The organism is Micromonospora sp. IBHARD003, assembly GCF_056106285.1.
On sequence record NZ_JBWBBX010000001.1, the window covers coordinates 2070022 to 2088547 of the forward strand.

Sequence of the window (18526 nt, forward strand, 5' to 3'; positions counted from 1 at the left end):
GATCCGACACCCGGACGTACGTCACAAGGACATGGGACGGCCTCCGGGCGCGGACACCCGAAGGCCGTTCTGGGCTGGTGAGGACCGGTGAGGACCCGGACGGGGCCAGGTGCGCCCATCCGGGTCCGGGTCAGACCGCGGCCCCGACGAGCGAACCGATCGCATACGTCACGGCCGCCGCGCCGCCGCCGAGGGCGAGCTGCCGCAGCCCGCTGAACCACCAGCCGCGGGCGGTCACCCTGGCGACGAGGGCGCCACACGCGAAGAGCCCGACCAGCGCGAGCAGGACGGCGGGCCACAGGGCGGTGGCGCCGAGGAGGTACGGCAGCACGGGAAGCAGCGCACCCAGCGCGAACGAGCCGAAGGACGAGACGGCGGCGACGACCGGCGACGGCAGGTCGTCCGGGTCGATCCCCAGCTCCTCGCGGGCATGGATCTCCAGCGCCTGCTCGGGGTCGCGGGACAACTGCATGGCCACCTCGCGGGCGAGCGCGGGCTCGACGCCACGGGCCACGTACAGGGCCGCGAGCTCCTCCATCTCGTCCACCGGGTGCTTGCGCAGCTCCCGGCGCTCGATGTCCAGCTCCGCCTGGACGAGCTCACGCTGCGAGGCCACCGAGGTGTACTCGCCGGCCGCCATCGAGAAGGCACCCGCCGCGAGGCCCGCGAGGCCGGTGATGACGATGGTCTGCTGGGACACGGCGCCGCCCGCGACTCCGGTCATCAGGGCGAGGTTGGAGACGAGTCCGTCCATCGCACCGAACACCGCGGGGCGCAGCCAGCCGCCGTTCACATCGCGGTGCGTGTGATTGTCGCGGTGCGCCTCGTGGAGCGTCGCCCCGGTCTCGATGATGGACACAGTTCTCCCCTTGATCCGTGTTGCCCCGTGGCGATCCATCAAGCGATGGCCGCCCCTCCTCAACACCTCGAAAGTACGCGCGATGTAAGGGGCGCGCCAGCAAGGCAGGCTTTACTTACCTACGGTCAGCCGGGTGACACGCAGCTCTCCGGCAGCGCACCTCGCACCCCGCGTGGCAGATATCCGGAACAGGCTCGGATGCCGCACGAAGGGGTGACGCGTTGGAGTGGATCGCATGCGATCGGGCCCGCGGCGCACTGCTCGGACTGGCCGTCGGCGACGCGATCGGCGCGCCCGCCGAGAACATGCGGCCGTCCGAGATCCGCCGCCGCTGGGGCCGGATCGAGGGCTTCCTGACGGACAGCCCGGCGGGCACGGACGACACGGAGTACGCGATCTTCTCCGGGCTGCTGCTCGCCCGGCACGGCTCCGCCCTGACCGTCTCACATGTCGAGAAAGCCTGGCACCGCTGGATCGCGGACCTCGACGAAGGCCCGTTCCGCGGTGCCGGCTTCAGCGAGCGGGGGACCCTGGAGAACCTCCGGCGGGGGCTTGCGGCACCCATCACGGCCCAGCACCGGCACGCCTGGAGCGACGGGCTCGCCATGCGGGCCGCGCCCTACGGCGTGTTCGCGGCGGGCAATCCCGCCGAGGCCGCACGCCTGGTCGCCATCGACGGCTGTGTCAGCCACGACGGCGAGGGCATCTACGGCGGCCAGGCGGTGGCGGCGGGAGTCGCCGCCGCGATGGCGGGTGCCGGTCCCGCGGGGGTGATCGGCGCGGCGCTGTCCGTCATCCCCATGGACTCGTGGACCGCGCGCTCCATGCGGCGCGCGGTCGTCGCGGCGGAGCAGGCCGACCCCGACCCCCTCACCCGCGAACGCTCCGTCCGCTCCGCCGTCGTCATCGGCGGCTACCCCTGGACGGATCTCGCCCCCGAGGCCGTCGGCCTCGCCTTCGGGGCGTTCGCGGCGGCCCGGGGCGACTTCCGTACGTCGGTGCTCACCGCGGTCAACATGGGCCGCGACGCCGACACCACCGCGGCACTGGCCGGAGCTCTCGCCGGGGCCATGTCCGGGGTCACCTCGATCCCCCGGGACTGGGCCGAGGCGATCGGCCCGGTCCGGGGCAGCTGCCTCCCCTCGATGCGGGGCTACCACGTGCTCGACATCGCCGACCTGCTCACCCCTGACGACGACACCGAGGCCCTCCCATGCCCCCCGGCCCACTAGACCCCGCAGCCGAACCCATCGCCGACCCCCCGGAAGCAGCTCCGGAGCTCGAGCCCCCGGACGACGAGGCGGGGCCCGGGGAGGGGGCCCGCCCTCACCCGGATCCGGAGGACCCCCACCGCTCCCGGGTCGAAGGCCTCCTCCTCGGCCTCGCCGCGGGCGACGCCGCGGGATGGCCCGCCGCACGGCACCGGGCCGCCCGGATGCCCGAGTGGACCCGGCGGCTGACGCGTGAGCTCGACACCTTCGCTGAGCAGAACGCGACGACGACCCTCCCGGTCCCGATCGCCCTGAACCAGGCGCCGGAGCCCCTGCGGCTCGGCCCGTCGGACGACGCGGAGTGGGCCGCCTTCACCGCCGAGACCGTGCTCGCCGCGGCCCGTGAGGACATCGCGGGCCCCGAACTGGGCCGCAGGATGCGTCAGGCCGTGGACCTCGCCTGGAACTCCCTGGCCGGCAAGGTCGCCGCGGCCGCGGCGCGTGCCCCCGAGGTCGAGTCCGCGGTGCTGCCGCTGCGCGCCCGGATCTCCGTACGCGCGGGTCTGGGCAATCTCGCCACCGGGCTGCGTCCGCCCGCGACCGGCCACGACAACCCGCACTACTTCGACGACGCCGCGTGCGTCCGCGCCGTGGTGCTCGCCGTCGTCCACCCCGGCGACCCGCAGGCCGCCGCCGCTCTCGCCGAGTTCGACGCCCGGTACACCCAGGACGGTGACGGTGTCCACGGCGCCCGCGCGATGGCCGCGGCCGTCTCCGCCGCCCTCGGCGGGGCGCCCGTCGACGCCGCGGTCGACGCCGCTCTCGGCCGGCTCCCCGAAGCCACCGAGATCGGCCGCAACGCCCGGCACGCCGTCAAGCTCGCCCGGGACGCCGACGACGCGTTCTCCCTCGTCCCCCTGCTGGAACACCAGATCGTCGACCACGTCTACAGCTACGGCATCGCCGCCGCCGAGACCGTACCCGTCGCGCTCGCCCTCGCCACGGCCGCCCGCGGGGAGGTCGCCGGAGCGATCCCGGCCGCCGCCTGTCTGTCCCGGGTGGCCGACTCCGCTCCCGCTCTCGTCGGGGCGCTGACCGGCGCGCTCGGCGGCGCCGCCGCCGTCCCCACCGCCTGGCGCGACGCCTGCCGCGTCCTCGCCGGCTGCGCCCTCCCCCACCTCGCCGGCACCGATCTCGTGGAGCTCGCCGGGCTGCTCGCCGCCGCGGTGGTGCGCCGGTAGGGCCTGTCGGTGCGCGGCAGATGTGACGACAGGCCCACGTCCCTGCCGTCCGGGGCAGCACCGGCGGTAACGCGGCCCGCGCACCCGTGCGCCGGGCCGTGCACCCATGAGCCGCCCGCCCGCGCCGGCTTCCCCACGCACACCGGTCCGTCCGATCCGCCCGCCCTCCCCGTGCATCGCGCGCCCGCACCCGGCGGCGAATCCCCGACTCCGCCTTCCCCGCCCGCAAGCACCCCGGGTGGACAATTCCGGCATGACACTCTCAGCGCTCCCGACGCCCGCCGCGCTCGAGGACCGGATCACCGGCTGCCTCGTCGGCGCGGCGGTCGGCGACGCCCTCGGCGGCCCGGTCGAGGGCTACACCCCGGAGCAGATCGTGGAACGCCACGGCGGCCGCGTCCACGGCATCGTCGGCCCCTGGCACGGTGCGGACTGGCGCACCGCCCGCCCCATCGCCCCGTACCACAAGGGCGACGGGCACATCACCGACGACACGCTGATGACCCATGCCCTCGTACGCGTCTACGCGGCGGTGCGCGACCACCTCGACGCCTACGCGGTCGCCGACCACCTCGTGCCCGACCTGATCTCCACACCCCGCTGGATCCCCGAGCTGGAGGCCGAGGCCCTCCCCCTCCAGCGGATCTTCCTCGCCGAGAAGTGGCTGGTGGCCCGCCTCCACTACGGCCATGTCGACCCGCGCGAGGCCGGCACCGGGAACATCGTCAACTGCGGTGCCGCGATGTACATGGCACCGGTCGGCCTGGTCAACGCCGCCAACCCCGCGGCGGCCTACGCCGAGGCCCTGGACATCGCCGGCGCCCATCAGTCCTCGTACGGCCGTGAGGCGGCGGGTGTCTTCGCCGCGGCGGTCGCCGCGGCCTGCGCCCCGGACGCCAACCCGGGCACCGTCCTCGACACCTGTCTCGCTCTCGCCAAGGACGGGACCCGTGCGGCGATCGAGGCCGTGGCCGAGGTCGCCGCCCCGCACTCCGACTTCGAGGCCGCGCTGCGCCCCCTGCGGGAGGCCGTCGCGCCGTTCGACACGGTCGGCTCCGACTACCGGGCACCGTCCCTCGGGGCCCGCCGCCCCTCACGGCTCCACGCGATCGAGGAGCTGCCCGTCGCCCTGGGGATGCTGCTGGTCGGGGGCGGCGACTACCGCCGCACCGTCCTCGGCTCCGTCAACTACGGCCGTGACTGCGACTCCATCGCCACCATGTCCGGGGCGATCGCAGGCGCGCTGCACGGCGTGGAGCCCATCCCGCCGGACTGGGTGAAGACCGTCGCCGAGGCCAGCCGACTGGATCTGCACGCACCGGCGCGGGAGCTCGCCGCGGTCGCGCGGGAGGTCTTCGCGCGGGACACGGAACGCCGTCGTACCCATGAGGCGGCCTTCACCCGGTTCTCCGACGCCGCCCCGCTGACGGGCGCCGCCCGGTGAACCTGCGGCTCACCTGGGTCCAGCCCGAGGACCTGGTCGGTCATGAGCTGCGCCAGGCCACCGAGGACGGGCGGGACGCGTCCGACATCGCCGGGCGCTGGCGCGCGGCAGGCGGCCCCGGGGCGCCGCCCGCCGCGGGGGCCTCCGCGGTCCCCGCCGACCCGCGCCTCAGGGCACTCGCCCTGACGCTGCTCGACGAACTGGCCTCGCTGCCCTGCCCGTCGACGCCGGACGAGCCGTCCGCCCTGACCGGGATCATCGCCGCCAGCCCCGCCTGGCCCCACGACGCACGAAGCGCGGCACCGGCCGCCGGGCCCCGTGGCGAACCCCCGCACGACGCACTCCACGACCGCCTCCACGCCGCCTGGCTCGGCCGGGCCGCGGGATGCCTGCTCGGCAAGCCGGTGGAGAAGCTCCCCCTCCACGGGATCCGCGCGCTGGCCCGCGCCGCGGGCAACTGGCCGCTCGGCGGCTGGTTCACCGCCAGGGGCGTCCCCGCGGCGCTGCTGGCCGAGCACCCCTGGAACCGCCGCTCCGCCGCCACATCGCTGGCGGAGAACATCGACGGGATGCCCGAGGACGACGACCTCAACTACCCGCTGCTGAACCTGCTCCTCCTCGAGCGCTACGGAGACGGCTTCACCACCGCCGATGTGGCCCGGCTCTGGCTCGACGAGCTGCCCGCCGGCCGCACCTTCACCGCCGAGCGCATCGCGTACCGCAATCTGCTCGCCGGACTCGAGCCGCCGCTCACCGCGGCCCACCGCAATCCGTTCCGGGAGTGGATCGGCGCCGCGATCCGGGCCGACATGCACGGCTGGACTCATCCGGGCGACCCCGCGGCCGCGGCTGCCCGCGCCCACCGCGACGCGACGCTCACCCACACGGCCAACGGTGTGTACGGCGCGATGTTCGTCGCCGCGGCGCTCGCCGAGGCGGCGACGGGCAGGGCCGACGTCCACCAGTGCCTGCGCACGGGTCTGTGTGTCGTACCGCCCGGCTCCCGGCTCGCCCACGCCGTCCGCACGGGCATCGACACAGCCGCCCGGTACGAGGACTTCGACGAGGTGGTGGACCGCCTCCACACCGCCTACGGCACCTACCACTGGGTGCATGTCATCCCCAACACCGCCCTGCTGTGCGCGGCACTCACCCATGCCGGCGGCGACTTCACCGGCTCCATCTGCCGTGCCGTCTCCGGCGGCTGGGACACCGACTCCAACGGCGCCACCGCCGGCTCCCTCGCCGGGCTGCTCGCGGGGCACCCGGACCGGCTGCCCGAACGGTGGACGGCCCCGCTCAAGAACCGGCTCGCCACCACCGTCGGCGGCTTCGACGGCATCGGCTTCGACACCCTCGCCCAACTCACGCGCGCCCGGATCCCCCTGGAGGACGTCCGCACATGACCGGCATCGTGGTGCTCGGCAGCACCAACATGGACCTCGTCGCCTATGTCCCGAGAGCGCCGCAGCTCGGAGAGACCGTCACGGGACGGGAGTTCCGTACCATCCCCGGCGGCAAGGGCGCCAACCAGGCCGTCGCGGCGGCCCGGGCCGGCGGTGAGGTGTCGATGATCGGGGCGGTCGGCACCGACCAGTTCGGTGCCCGGCTGCGGGACGCCCTGGAGCATTCCGCCGTCGACACCGATCTGCTGCGCACCGTCGAGGGCACGTCGGGCACCGCGCACATCGTCGTCGACGACGACGGCGGCAACGCGATCGTGGTGATCCCGGGCGCGAACGGCACCGTCGACCATCTCACTCCCGGCGACGAGTCCGTGATCGCCGGCGCCGACGCGCTGCTGCTCCAGCTCGAACTGCCGCTCGCCGGGGTGATCGCCGGGGCCGAGGCGGCCCGCCGCCACGGGGTGCGTACCGTCCTCACCCCGGCTCCCGCCCAGCCGCTGCCGCCCGAACTGCTCGCCGCCGTGGACCTCCTGGTGCCGAACGAGCACGAGGCCGCCCTGCTCGCCGGCACCACGGAGCCGCGCGCCGCCGCCGAAGCGCTGCTCCGCCAGGTACCCGAAGTGGTGGTCACGCTGGGCGCGGGGGGCAGCCTGTACGCGGCCCGTGGTGCCGAACCGGTGATGGTCCCCGCTCCCCGGGTACGCGCCGTCGACACGACCGCCGCGGGTGACACCTTCGTGGGAGCCCTCACGGTGGCGCTGGTCGAGGGCAGACCGGTGCGGGACGCGATGGTGTGGGCCTCGGCGGCCGCAGCCCTGTCCGTACGGCGTCCGGGTGCCTCGTCCTCCATGCCCACCCGTCCGGAGATCGACCGGGCGGTGGCCGACGGCATCGAGGACGGCGGGGCGGCGGTGTCCCCGTAGACCGGAGCGCGCACCGAACACGGGGGCGCCGTGGACCGGACCGCACACCGAACACGGGGCGGTCCGTCCCGTCCGTCAGCAGCAACCACCGCAGGAGTCTCGCGAGGAGCTTGGAGTCCCCATGCACGACGCCGACGCAGCCGGTCCTCACCCCGCCAAAGACGGTCCGCTCGCCGGGCTGCGCGTCCTCGATCTCGCCACCCTCTTCGCCGGACCGCTCGCCGCGACGATGCTCGGTGACTTCGGCGCCGACGTCATCAAGGTCGAGCACCCGGCCAAACCCGATCCTTCGCGGGGCCACGGCCCCGACAAGCAGGGCGTCGGCCTGTGGTGGAAGCTGCTCGGCCGCAACAAGCGCGCCATCACCCTCGATCTGTCCACGTCCGGTGGCCGTGAGATCCTGCTGCGGCTCGCCGCCACCGCGGATGTCGTCATCGAGAACTTCCGCCCGGGCACCCTGGAGAAATGGCGCCTCGGCTGGGACGAGCTGAGCGCCGCCAACCCCCGGCTCGTGCTGGCCCGGGTCACCGCTTTCGGCCAGTTCGGACCGTACCGCCGCCGCCCCGGCTTCGGCACTCTCGCCGAGGCGATGAGCGGCTTCGCCGCCATCACCGGGGAGCCCGACGGTCCTCCGACGCTGCCCCCGTTCGGCCTCGCCGACTCCATCGCCGCCCTGGCCACGTCGTACGCCGTGATGACCGCACTGACCGCGCGGGACTCGACCGGCCGCGGGCAGGTCGTCGACATGGCCATCATCGAGCCGATCCTCACCGTTCTCGGTCCGCAGCCCATCTGGTTCGACCAGCTCGGCTATGTGCAGCCGCGCACCGGCAACCGCTCACGCAACAACGCTCCGCGCAACACCTACCGGACCGCCGACGGGGCCTGGCTCGCGGTCTCCACCTCCGCCCAGTCCGTCGCCGAGCGGGTGCTGCGGCTGGTCGGCCGGCCCGAGCTCACGAGGGAGCCGTGGTTCGCCACGGGCAGCGGCCGGGCCGAGCACGCCGACGTGCTCGACGAGGCGGTGGGGTCATGGATCGCCCGGCGCACCCGTGACGAGGTCCTGGCCGCGTTCGAGAGCGCGGAGGCCGCGGTCGCCCCCGTCCACGACGTCCGCGACGTGATGACCGATCCCCAGTACCGGGCCCTGGACAGCATCACCGAGGTGCCCGATCCGGAGCTCGGGACCGTCCGTATGCAGAACGTCCTCTTCCGGCTGTCCGCCACTCCGGGACGCATCCGCTGGGCGGGCCGGCCGCACGGCGCGGACACGGACGAGGTGCTCGGCGAGCTCGGACTCCCGCCCGAGCGGATCGCCGCCCTGCGCAGAGACGGCGCCCTGTGACCGCCCGCCCGGACACCGCGGTGGACATCACCCCCGAGACGACCCCGCTCACCTGGCTCTACGCCCCCGGGGACCATCCCGGCACCGTCCACAAGGCACTGTCCTGCGGGGCCGACATCGTGATCGTCGACCTCGAGGACGCGGTCCCGCCCGACCGCAAGGCCTACGCCCTCGCGGCGACCGCCGAACTGCTCGCCGCGCCCCAGCCGGTGCCGGTGCACGTCCGGATCCATGCGGAGCGGGACATCGCGGCGCTGGCCGGACTGCCCGGTCTGGCCGCTCTGCGGATCCCCAAGGTCACGCACGCCGACGACGTCCTGGGGCCGGCGTCGCTCGCCCCGGGCACGGGCCTGTACGCCCTGCTGGAGTCGGCCTCCGGGGTCGAGCACGCCTATGCCATCGCGACCGCGACGCACGCGGTGCGCGGGATCGCCCTCGGCGAGGCGGATCTACGGGCCGATCTTGGCGTACGGGACGACAGGGGGCTCGACTGGCCGCGCAGCCGGGTCGTGGTCGCGGCGCGGGCGGCCGGGCTGCCGCCTCCGTCGCAGTCCGTATACCCGGACATCCGCGATCTGGACGGCCTCGCCGACTCCTGCGCCCATGGCCGGGCCGTCGGATTCCTGGGCCGTGCGGCGATCCACCCCCGTCAGCTGCCGGTCATCGAACGGGCGTATCTGCCCAGCCCCGAGGAGGTGGAGCAGGCCGAGGAGATCGTCAAGGCGGCGGAGACGGACGCGGGCGCGCTGGCCCTGCCGGACGGCCGTTTCGTCGACGCCGCGGTGGTGGCGACGGCACACCGCACGCTCTCACTGGCCCGCCGCGGCGACTAGGGGGCTTCTGACGGATCTCCGTGGCGTCGCGACGCCCGGCCCTCACTCTCGCCGCACCGGCCGAAAGCCCAAGTACATCCAGTACGAGGGCTTCCGGCCGGCACCTCGAGAGCACGCACCGGACGCCGCTCCTTCCTCCACGGAGATCCATCAGAAACCCCCTAGGTTCTGTCTTCCCTGGACCACCACCATCTACATCGCCGGACTCCACCTCGCCGCCATCTTCATCTGGTCAGCGAAATGACCCGAAGGAGACGGCCCAGGCCGCGTTCGGGCTGTCGAACCGGGAAGGCCCCCCGACCTGCTGGTCGGGGGGCCTTCGGGTCCACGGCGGGGTGGCGGGCGGCGGAGGAGTTCGGCCTCAGCGGGCCGGCTTCGGATCCGCCGCCTCGCCGTCGCTGTCCTTGTCCAGGTCGGCGGCCACGGCCACGGCCTCGGGCTTCTCGTCGGCTCCGGGCTTCTGCTCGTCGGCCGCCTCGTCCGACGGCGCGGAGTCGCCGGCATCGCCGGGGGCGTCGCCGGCCACCGGCGTCTTCGAGGGCTCGACGACCTCCTCGCGGCCCGGACGCAGTCGCGCCGAGATCACGATGTAGGCCACCGCGAGCGCGAAGACGACGATCGCCGTCCAGACGTTGAGCCGCAGGCCCAGGATGTGGTGGGCCTCGTCGACACGCATGTACTCGATCCAGGCGCGGCCGGCGCAGTACGCGGCGACATACAGCGCGAAGGCCCGTCCGTGGCCAAGCTTGAAGCGGCGGTCAGCCCAGATCACCAGCAGGGCGACACCGACGCACCAGAGCGACTCGTAGAGGAACGTCGGGTGGTACAGGCCCGCCTCGCGGTTGACGCCCTCACTGATCTTGAGGGCCCAGGGCAGGTCCGTGGGCTTGCCGTACAGCTCCTGGTTGAACCAGTTGCCCCAGCGGCCGATCGCCTGGGCGAAGGCGATGCCGGGCGCGATGGCGTCGGCGTACGCCGGGAGCGGGATGCCCCGTCTGCGGCAGCCGATCCAGGCACCGACCGCTCCGAGGGCGATCGCGCCCCAGATACCGAGGCCGCCCTCCCAGATCTTGAACGCGTCGACCCAGTTCTCACCCTCGCTGAAGTACAGCTGGTAGTCGGTGATCACGTGGTAGAGGCGGCCGCCGACGAGGCCGAACGGCACCGCCCAGACGGCGATGTCGGCCACCGTGCCGGCTGTGCCGCCGCGGGCGATCCAGCGCTTGTTGCCGTACCAGACGGCGACGAAGACGCCGATGATGATGCAGAAGGCATAGCCGCGCAGCGGTACCGGTCCGAGATTGATCACACCGGTCGACGGGCTGGGAATGTAGGCAAGGTCCATGGCACGTCCGACGCTACCTTGCCGGACGGGACCCTTCGCAACCCGCCCGGCAACGTATGGGTAACGAGCAGCCGAATGCGCGTGCCCGGCGCCGCCGCCGTCCTGCCCGGGACCCGCGGGACGTCCGGCCCTTCCGGCAGGGGAGCCGGGGACGCTACGAGGCTCCGGGGGTGCTCGGCAGGCCCGTCCCCTGCTGCTTCTTCCGATTGGCCTCGGCGACCCATTTCTTCAGGTTCTCCGGGGAGATCTGCTCGGTCCCCTTCTGGGGGTAGATCGGCTCCCCGTTCAGCAGCACCGTCGGTGTGGCCCGGAAACCGCTGGTGGAGAAGCTTGCGGCCGACTTCTTCACCCAGTCGTCGTATGTGCCCTTCTCCACGCAGCTACGGAACGCGGGCGTGTCCAGGCCCTCGACCTGCTTCGCGAGCTCGATGAGCTTGCCGTTGTCGGCGAAGGCGTCGTCGGTCTCCGAGGGCTGGTTCGCGTAGAGCACGTCGTGGTACGGAACGAACTTCCCGGCGTCCTGGGCGCACGCCGCCGCGTTCGCGGCTCGCAGGGAACCGGTGCCGCCCAGGTTCTCGTCGATGATCGTGACGAGGTGGTACTCGGCCCTGGCCTGCCCGGAGTCCACGAGCCCGTGGACGGTGTCCCGCATCGTGGTCTCGAACTGGGCGCACGCCGGGCAGCGGAAGTCCTCCCAGACCGTGAGCGTGGCCGGTGCGTCGCTCTTGCCCGCGGGGATCGCCAGCTGGTCCTTGCCCGTGGCGGCGCTGGGCGCGGTGACGGGTCCGGTCTTCGGGGCCGTGCTGCCCTTGGTGTCCTTGCCGGCGTTGGCGGCGATCACGCCGACGACCGCGGCGAGACCGAGCACACAGACCACGGCCGCGGCCACGATCAGCAGCCGCCGTCTCTTCTCGCGCGCCTTGTCCAGCTCACGTTCCCGCAGGAGCCGCTCACGCGCGGCCCGCCTTCCGTCAGGGTTGTTGTCGCTCACGCCACAGCAACGACCCGGGGAGGCGCCCATGCGCCTCCCCGGTCGGAGGTCCACCCGTACGGGCGAGCCGCGGGGTGCGAAGCCGGCGGTGCGGCGGGGAGCCGGAGGGACCGGCCCTGCGGCCGCCCGGCCGGCTCCCCGGTCCGCGAGGACCTACAAGGAAGTCCGCCGGTCAGCGCCGGCGTACGCCCTGTGCCAGGTCGCCGGCGAGGGCGCGTACGGCCGCGATACCCGCCGCGTGGTCGTCCGCGTCGAGCAGCCTCTTGACGAAGGCCGAGCCGACGATGACGCCGTCGGCGAAGCCGGCGACCTCGGCCGCCTGCTCGGCGTTGGAGACGCCGAGGCCGACGCAGACGGGGAGGCCGTCGCGGCCGGCCGGGGTGGCGCGGGTACGCCGCACCAGGTCTTCGGCCTGGGCGCCGACCGACTCCCGGGTGCCGGTGACCCCCATCAGCGAGGCGGCGTAGACGAAACCCGCACCCGCCTCGGTGATGGTGGCGAGCCGCTCGTCCTTGCTGCTCGGCGCGACGACGAAGACCGTGGCGAGGCCGTGCTTCTCGGCATGCTGGCGCCACACTCCGGACTCCTCGACCGGCAGGTCGGGCAGGATGCAGCCCGCGCCGCCCGCCTCGGCGAGCTCGGTGGTGAAGCGCTCGATGCCGTAGCGGTCGATCGGGTTCCAGTACGTCATCACGAGCACCGGCTTGCCCGTGGCCTGATGGGCTTCGCGCACGGTGCGCATGACGTCCGCGATCTTCACTCCGCCGCGCAGGGCGATGTCGTCGGCGGTCTGGATGACCGGGCCGTCCAGGACGGGGTCGCTGTGGGGCAGACCGACCTCGACGATGTCCGCGCCGCCGTCGAAGACCGCCTTGATCGCCTCGATGCCGCCGTCGACGGTCGGGAAACCGGCCGGGAGGTAGGCGATCAACGCGGCCCGGCCCTCCGCCTTGGCCTGCGCCAGGGTGTCGCTCAGCAGCTGAATGTTTCCGCTCACTTCGCGTCCCCCTCGATCTCGGCGATCTCGCCCGCCGCGTCGGCCTCCACGACGGCGCCCGCCGCCGCTTCGGTGTCGTACAGCCCGAAGTAGCGGGCTGCCGTGTCCATGTCCTTGTCGCCGCGGCCGGACAGATTGACGACGATGAGCCCGTCCTCGCCGAGCTCCCTGCCGAGGTCGAGCGCCCCGGCCAGGGCGTGCGCCGACTCGATCGCCGGGATGATGCCCTCCGTACGGGACAGCAGCCGCAGCGCCTGCATGGCGGCGTCGTCGGTCACGGCCCGGTACTCACCGCGTCCGCTGTCCTTGAGGTACGAGTGCTCGGGGCCGATGCCCGGGTAGTCCAGCCCTGCCGAGATGGAGTACGGCTCGGTGATCTGGCCCTCGTCGTCCTGGAGGACGTAACTGCGCGAGCCGTGCAGGATGCCCGGCTCACCGGCGGTCAGCGTGGCCGCGTGCTCCCCGGTCTCCACGCCGTGGCCCGCGGGCTCGCAGCCGACCAGCCGGACGCCGGTGTCGGGGATGAACGCGTGGAAGAGGCCGATGGCGTTGGAGCCGCCGCCGACGCAGGCGACCGCCGCGTCCGGGAGGCGCCCGGCGCGCTCCAGGATCTGGCGGCGTGCCTCGACCCCGATGACCCGGTGGAAGTCACGGACCATCGCCGGGAAGGGGTGCGGGCCCGCGACCGTGCCGAAGAGGTAGTGGGTGTGGTCGACGTTGGCGACCCAGTCGCGGAACGCCTCGTTGATGGCGTCCTTGAGGGTGCGGCTGCCGGACTTCACCGGGATGACCTCGGCGCCGAGCATCCGCATCCGGGCGACGTTCAGCGCTTGGCGCTGGGTGTCGATCTCGCCCATGTAGATGGTGCAGTCGAGGCCGAAGAGCGCGCAGGCGGTGGCGGTGGCGACGCCGTGCTGGCCGGCGCCGGTCTCGGCGATGACCCGGGTCTTGCCCATGCGCTTGGTGAGCAGGGCCTGTCCCAGCACGTTGTTGATCTTGTGGGAGCCGGTGTGGTTGAGGTCTTCGCGCTTGAGGAAGACGCGTGCGCCGCCCCCGTGCTCGGCGAAGCGGGGCACCTCGGTGAGCGCGCTGGGACGGCCCGTGTAGTTCACGAGCAGATCGTCGAGCTCGGCGGCGAACGCCGGGTCGGCCTTGGCCTTGTCGTACTCGACGGCCACCTCGTCGACGGCGGCGACGAGGGCCTCGGGGATGAACTTGCCGCCGAAGTGGCCGAAGTAGCCCCGGGCATCGGGCACCAGGCCCTCGGGGTCGGGAATGAAGTAGTCGCTGGGCATGCCAGAACTCCTTGTGAGCGATAAGCCGAGAAGAAGTGTGGGTGATGACGTCGCGGAACGCCGAGCGCGTGAGCACTTCGTGCGCTTCGCTCAGCGGCGCCATCGCATGCCGTTGACCTGGCCTGGCTCGTCCCCGATGACATATCGGACCCGCCGTCCGTGCACCCGCCGCGCCGGAGCCCGGCAGCCGCGCGGGCGACAGCCGCGCGCCAGGGGCGCGTGCGGCAGTCGGGCGGGCGCAGCCGTACCGGCCGGGAGGTGAAGCCCCGGCCGGGAAGCGGCTGTGCGGCGGACGACGGCGGTCATGGGCGGAGGGTCAGCCTCTCCCGTGGCGCAGCGCCGGGTGGGCCCCGGCCGCGACCAGATCGGCCACGGCGGCCTTGGGATCACGGCCCGTGACCAGGGACTCTCCGACCAGGACCGCGTCGGCGCCTTCGTTGGCGTAGGCGATCAGGTCGTGCGGGCCGCGGATGCCGGACTCGGCGATCTTGACGATGCCCGAGGGGATCTCGGGAGCGACCCGCTCGAAGGTGGAACGGTCCACCTCGAGGGTCTTGAGGTTGCGCGCGTTGACGCCGATGACCTTGGCTCCGGCGTCGACCGCTCGCTCGGCCTCCTCCTCGTCGTGGACTTCGACGAGCGGGGTGAGGCCGATCGACTCGGCACGCTCGATCAGAGAGACCAGGGCCTCCTGGTCGAGTGCGGCGACGATCAGCAGGGCGAGGTCGGCGCCGTAGGCACGGGCCTCCCACAGCTGGTAGGAGGTGACGATGAAGTCCTTGCGCAGCACGGGGATGTCCACCCGGGCCCGCACGGCCTCGAGGTCCGCGAGCGAACCGCCGAAGCGGCGCTGTTCGGTGAGGACCGAGATGACGGCGGCGCCGCCCGTCTCGTAGTCGGCGGCGAGTCCGGCCGGGTCGGCGATGGCGGCGAGCGCGCCCTTGGAGGGGCTGGAGCGCTTCACTTCGCAGATGACCTTGACTCCTTCGCCGCGCAGCGCGGCGACGCCGTCCTTGGCCTGGGGCGCCTTGGCGGCACGCTCCTTGAGCTCGTCGAGGCTGACCCGCGCCTGCCGCTCTGCGAGGTCGGCGCGCACGCCGTCGATGATCTCGTCGAGCACACTCACGCGAGCGGCCCCCTTCCGGGAGATTGATGGTGGATCACTGTCGGCCATGTCGATGGTATCCGCAGGAGGGCGAAGGCCCCGCATCCGGTTGACGGGCATCCCACTCCCTGGAATCGGGCACCGTGCCCCTCACCACGGGTCATGGCGCGAGCACCGCCCCGAACGGGAGGTTCCTGATCACCGTGAAGGCCAGCAGGACGCCGCCGAGGGCCCATCCCCAGGCGGCCGGCAGCCCGAACCCGACGGGCCGACCACGGGCCGCGCGCAGGAGCCAGACGGTCCATACGACGGCGAAGATCCCGTAGGCGGCGGTGGCGAGGGCGTTGAAGCCCAGGGCAGCGCCGAGATCGCCGTGGATGAAGGCGTGGGCGCTGCGCAGGCCGCCGCAGCCGGGGCAGTAGACGCCCGTGAACCGCAGCAGCGGACAGACCGGGTAGTGGCCGGGCTCGTTCGGGTCCACGGCACCGACGTAGGCGAAGGCCGCGGCGACACCGGCCAGGGTGGCCAACGGCGGCGCGAGCCGCCTCGCGAGCGGCACGGGACCGGACGGGGGCCCATGGACCGGCGCGGGCGCCGGCACCGGAGGGGGCGGCCCGGCGGCCGCGGTCACGGGCCCGGGGACCGGCTCGTACGGCGCGTGCCCCGGTGCGGGGGAGTCGCCCGGCTCCCGGGCGGCAGAAAAAACATCCACATCGCGATTGTCCCCCCGTCATACGGGGAGACGCAGCCCGGGCTCGCCGGACTGCGTCTCGTTCGGAGCGCTCGGACGGTGCCCGCCGGCGCCCGGCCCGCGAAGGTGGGTCAGACGGTCGCGGTGGCCTCGGCAGGCGCGGCCTGCACGGCGGGAGCCTGGACCCGCACCGGCTCGAGCTTGGAACCGAGTCCGGCCGCCTTCATCGCACCGCCCACGACGGCGCCCAGGATGATCACGCCGAAGCCGGCCCAGAAACCGAGGGGGTTGTTCGCCACCATGAAGACTCCCGCGACGCAGAAGCCGATGAAGCTGATGATGACGCCGGTCCAGGCGGCCGGGGTGTGTCCGTGGCTGCTGCCCGCCATGAAGTCCCTACCTATCAGATGTGGGTTTGTGCTGTGGGGTGAGGCTGTGGGGTGTGACGCGGCCTCCCCGCGCCGTGGCGTGGGAGACCTCCTCGCACCCATTGTCCCGTACGCCGGTGGGTGTCCGGACGTGGGGGTCGTCACTGATCGCGAGTGCGACGCACCGGGTTCCACGGCGGCGGTCACCGGGCCGGGAGGCCGGGGCGGCCGGGTGCCGCCGGGGACGGGACGGGGTATCCGTCACTCGTCGCCTGTGGGGTCCTCGCCGCGGTCCAGGGCCTTCCACAGGTCCTCCGGGCGGTCCGGGTCGACCGCCGGACGGGCCCTGCGCGCGCCCGCGCCCTCACGCTCGTAGCGTCCCGACATCGCGGGCCAGGAGCCGCCGTACCGCAGCGCGAGCAGTCCCGCGACCAGGATCAGCAGTCCGCCGCCGGCCGTCACGTAGGGCCAGACGGTGTGGATGACGGCGTCGGCCGTGGCGGCGGTGGTGCCACTGGTCCGCCGGGCCTGATCGTCGAGGCCCGTGCTGCCGGAGGCACCGAGGAAGGCCGCGACGGCCGCGCCCGCACCGCTGAGCGCGAGCAGGACGGACACCAGCAGCCGGCCCGTGCGGCGCACGGCGAAGACGGCGACGAGGGCGGCCAGGCCGACGACGGCGAGGGCGGCGGGCAGTCCGGTGACATCGCGGCCGTCCGCCTGCAGCGGGACGGTTCCGCCGACGGCGTCGGCCACGCCCCGAGCCCACACCTGCCCCGAGGCGAGCAGCACCACTGCGGCACCGGCGGCACCGAGCAGCAGGGCGGCGGCAAGGCTGCGCCGGCTGCTGCCCGCCTCCGGCGTCTTCCGTGCGCTCTCGGCGCGGGGCTGGGGTACGGATGCAGCGCTCACGCACCCCACTATCCCTTACGCGTTCAGGCGCCGTTCAGCCGGTTCGCGGTATGGACGGCCCGCAGTACGGCGGCGGCCTTGTTCCGGCATTCCGCGTCTTCGGAGTCCGGATCCGAGTCGGCCACGATCCCCGCCCCGGCCTGCACATACGCGGTGCCGCCGCGCAGCAGCGCGGTGCGGATGGCGATGGCGGTGTCGGAGTCCCCTGCGAAGTCGAGATAGCCGACACAGCCGCCGTACAGTCCGCGCCGCGAGGGCTCCAGCTCCTCGATGATCTGCATCGCGCGCGGCTTCGGGGCGCCCGAGAGCGTTCCCGCGGGGAAGCAGGCGGTCAGGACGTCGAAGGCGGTGCGGCCTTCGGCGACCTTGCCGGTGACGGTCGACACGATGTGCATCACGTGCGAGTACCGCTCGACGGACATGAAGTCGACCACTTCCACCGAGCCCGGCTCACAGACCCGGCCGAGATCGTTGCGCCCCAGGTCGACGAGCATCAGATGCTCGGCGCGCTCCTTCGGGTCGGCGAGGAGCTCTTCGGCGAGGTCGTGGTCCTCCTGCGGGGTCGCGCCGCGCGGCCGCGTCCCGGCGATGGGGTGCACCATGGCGCGCCCGTCCTCGACCTTGACCAACGCCTCCGGGCTGGAGCCGACGACGTCGAAGGGGCCGTCGTCGTGCGGGAAGCGGATCAGGTACATGTACGGGCTCGGGTTGGTGGCCCGCAGCACCCGGTAGACGTCGAGGGCGCTCGCCGTGCACGGGGTCTCGAACCGCTGCGAGGGCACGACCTGGAAGGCCTCCCCCGCGCGGATGCGCTCCTTGATGTCCTCGACGGCTTCCTGGAACTGCCCGGTGCCCCACAGCGGTGCCGTGTACGGGGGGAGCTCGGACGGCGGGAGGGCGCTCGGCCGGTAGTCGACCGGACGGGCGAGGTCGGACTCCATCGCGTCGAGGCGGGCGACGGCGTCCGCGTAGGCCTCGTCGACGCCCGTGTCGAGGTCGTTGTGGTTGATCGCGTTGGCGATCAGCAGGACGGAGCCGTCCCAGTGGTCGAGGACGGCGAGGTCCGAGGTGAGCAGCATGGTCAGCTCGGGAAGCCGCAGGTCGTCACGGCCGTGCTCGCCGATCTTCTCCAGGCGGCGGACGATGTCGTAGCCGAGGTAGCCGACCATTCCGCCGGTGAAGGGCGGCATGCCGTCGCCCATGTCACGGGGGGTGTGCAGGGCCTCGACGGTGGCACGCAGGGCCCTCAGCGGGTCGCCGTCCGTGGGGACGCCGACCGGCGGGGTGCCGATCCAGTGCGCCTGGCCGTCGCGGACGGTGAGGGCGGCGTTCGACCGCACGCCGATGAAGGAGTACCGCGACCAGGACCTCCCTCCCCCACCACCTACGGTGTGGGAGGTGCCCCCATCCGCCGACTCCAGCAGGAAGGTGCCGGGGCGCTCCGCCGCGAGCTTGCGGTAGAGGCCGACCGGGGTGTCGCCGTCCGCGAGGAGTCGGCGGCTGACGGGGATGACACGGCGGTCGGCCGCCAGCTTGCGGAACGTCTCGAGATCCATGGCGTAC

The 18526-nt window shown here is 73.3% G+C and carries 18 protein-coding genes; 7 read left to right on the top strand and 11 right to left on the bottom strand.

Going from position 1 to position 18526, the window contains the following annotated elements:
• Positions 1 to 130: 130 nt before the first annotated feature.
• Positions 131 to 853 carry a VIT1/CCC1 transporter family protein gene (locus tag ACTWOL_RS09200; RefSeq protein ID WP_474301126.1) on the bottom strand — a complete coding sequence of 241 codons (723 nt, stop codon included), beginning with the start codon at positions 851 to 853 and terminating at the stop codon, positions 131 to 133.
• A gap of 227 nt (positions 854 to 1080) precedes the next feature.
• On the opposite strand from ACTWOL_RS09200, the gene ACTWOL_RS09205 reads away from it, so the two are divergent.
• The 7 genes from ACTWOL_RS09205 (at position 1081) to ACTWOL_RS09235 (ending at position 9262) form a co-directional block, all read left to right on the top strand.
• The gene (locus ACTWOL_RS09205; protein ID WP_474296101.1) at positions 1081 to 2091 is read left to right on the top strand and encodes an ADP-ribosylglycohydrolase family protein; all 1011 of its coding nucleotides are present in this window, start codon (positions 1081 to 1083) and stop codon (positions 2089 to 2091) included.
• Positions 2073 to 3311, top strand: a complete 1239-nt coding sequence (locus tag ACTWOL_RS09210) for an ADP-ribosylglycohydrolase family protein (RefSeq protein WP_474296102.1) — start codon at positions 2073 to 2075, stop codon at positions 3309 to 3311. Before ACTWOL_RS09205 ends, ACTWOL_RS09210 begins: the two co-directional genes overlap by 19 nt.
• 253 nt (positions 3312 to 3564) lie before the next feature.
• Entirely contained in the window at positions 3565 to 4755 is a 1191-nt protein-coding gene (locus ACTWOL_RS09215; RefSeq protein WP_474296103.1) for an ADP-ribosylglycohydrolase family protein, read from the top strand.
• Complete coding sequence (locus tag ACTWOL_RS09220; RefSeq protein ID WP_474296104.1) at positions 4752 to 6161, top strand: ADP-ribosylglycohydrolase family protein; 1410 nt, start codon at positions 4752 to 4754, stop codon at positions 6159 to 6161. The genes ACTWOL_RS09215 and ACTWOL_RS09220 overlap by 4 nt, the downstream gene beginning before the upstream one ends.
• The gene (rbsK, locus tag ACTWOL_RS09225) at positions 6158 to 7084 is read left to right on the top strand and encodes a ribokinase (RefSeq protein WP_474296105.1); all 927 of its coding nucleotides are present in this window, start codon (positions 6158 to 6160) and stop codon (positions 7082 to 7084) included. The genes ACTWOL_RS09220 and rbsK overlap by 4 nt, the downstream gene beginning before the upstream one ends.
• A gap of 121 nt (positions 7085 to 7205) precedes the next feature.
• Positions 7206 to 8429 carry a CaiB/BaiF CoA transferase family protein gene (locus tag ACTWOL_RS09230; RefSeq protein WP_474296106.1) on the top strand — a complete coding sequence of 408 codons (1224 nt, stop codon included), beginning with the start codon at positions 7206 to 7208 and terminating at the stop codon, positions 8427 to 8429.
• Complete coding sequence (locus tag ACTWOL_RS09235; RefSeq protein WP_474296107.1) at positions 8426 to 9262, top strand: HpcH/HpaI aldolase/citrate lyase family protein; 837 nt, start codon at positions 8426 to 8428, stop codon at positions 9260 to 9262. Before ACTWOL_RS09230 ends, ACTWOL_RS09235 begins: the two co-directional genes overlap by 4 nt.
• 361 nt (positions 9263 to 9623) lie before the next feature.
• Here the strand turns inward: ACTWOL_RS09235 and lgt are convergent, their stop codons facing one another.
• From lgt to ACTWOL_RS09285, 10 genes are all read right to left on the bottom strand, one after another.
• Entirely contained in the window at positions 9624 to 10607 is a 984-nt protein-coding gene (gene lgt, locus ACTWOL_RS09240) for a prolipoprotein diacylglyceryl transferase (protein WP_474296108.1), read from the bottom strand.
• Positions 10608 to 10761: 154 nt separating this feature from the next.
• Complete coding sequence (locus ACTWOL_RS09245; protein ID WP_474296109.1) at positions 10762 to 11598, bottom strand: DsbA family protein; 837 nt, start codon at positions 11596 to 11598, stop codon at positions 10762 to 10764.
• A gap of 172 nt (positions 11599 to 11770) precedes the next feature.
• On the bottom strand, positions 11771 to 12595 hold the full coding sequence (trpA, locus tag ACTWOL_RS09250) for a tryptophan synthase subunit alpha (RefSeq protein ID WP_474296110.1): 825 nt from the start codon (positions 12593 to 12595) through the stop codon (positions 11771 to 11773).
• A complete protein-coding gene (trpB, locus tag ACTWOL_RS09255) occupies positions 12592 to 13890 on the bottom strand; it encodes a tryptophan synthase subunit beta (RefSeq protein WP_474296111.1) in 1299 nt (432 codons plus the stop codon). Before trpB ends, trpA begins: the two co-directional genes overlap by 4 nt.
• Positions 13891 to 13980: 90 nt before the next feature.
• Positions 13981 to 14196: a tryptophan biosynthesis modulator TrpM gene (trpM, locus tag ACTWOL_RS09260; protein WP_474296112.1), complete on the bottom strand. Its 216-nt coding sequence runs from the start codon at positions 14194 to 14196 to the stop codon at positions 13981 to 13983.
• A gap of 10 nt (positions 14197 to 14206) precedes the next feature.
• A complete protein-coding gene (gene trpC, locus ACTWOL_RS09265) occupies positions 14207 to 15010 on the bottom strand; it encodes an indole-3-glycerol phosphate synthase TrpC (protein ID WP_474301127.1) in 804 nt (267 codons plus the stop codon).
• Positions 15011 to 15155: 145 nt separating this feature from the next.
• Positions 15156 to 15707: a DUF2752 domain-containing protein gene (locus tag ACTWOL_RS09270; protein ID WP_474296113.1), complete on the bottom strand. Its 552-nt coding sequence runs from the start codon at positions 15705 to 15707 to the stop codon at positions 15156 to 15158.
• 110 nt (positions 15708 to 15817) lie between these two features.
• Positions 15818 to 16075 carry an HGxxPAAW family protein gene (locus tag ACTWOL_RS09275; protein WP_474296114.1) on the bottom strand — a complete coding sequence of 86 codons (258 nt, stop codon included), beginning with the start codon at positions 16073 to 16075 and terminating at the stop codon, positions 15818 to 15820.
• Between the two features lie 240 nt (positions 16076 to 16315).
• Positions 16316 to 16963: a TIGR02234 family membrane protein gene (locus ACTWOL_RS09280; protein ID WP_474296115.1), complete on the bottom strand. Its 648-nt coding sequence runs from the start codon at positions 16961 to 16963 to the stop codon at positions 16316 to 16318.
• 23 nt (positions 16964 to 16986) lie between these two features.
• A complete protein-coding gene (locus tag ACTWOL_RS09285) occupies positions 16987 to 18519 on the bottom strand; it encodes an anthranilate synthase component I (protein WP_474296116.1) in 1533 nt (510 codons plus the stop codon).
• Positions 18520 to 18526 lie beyond the last annotated feature (7 nt).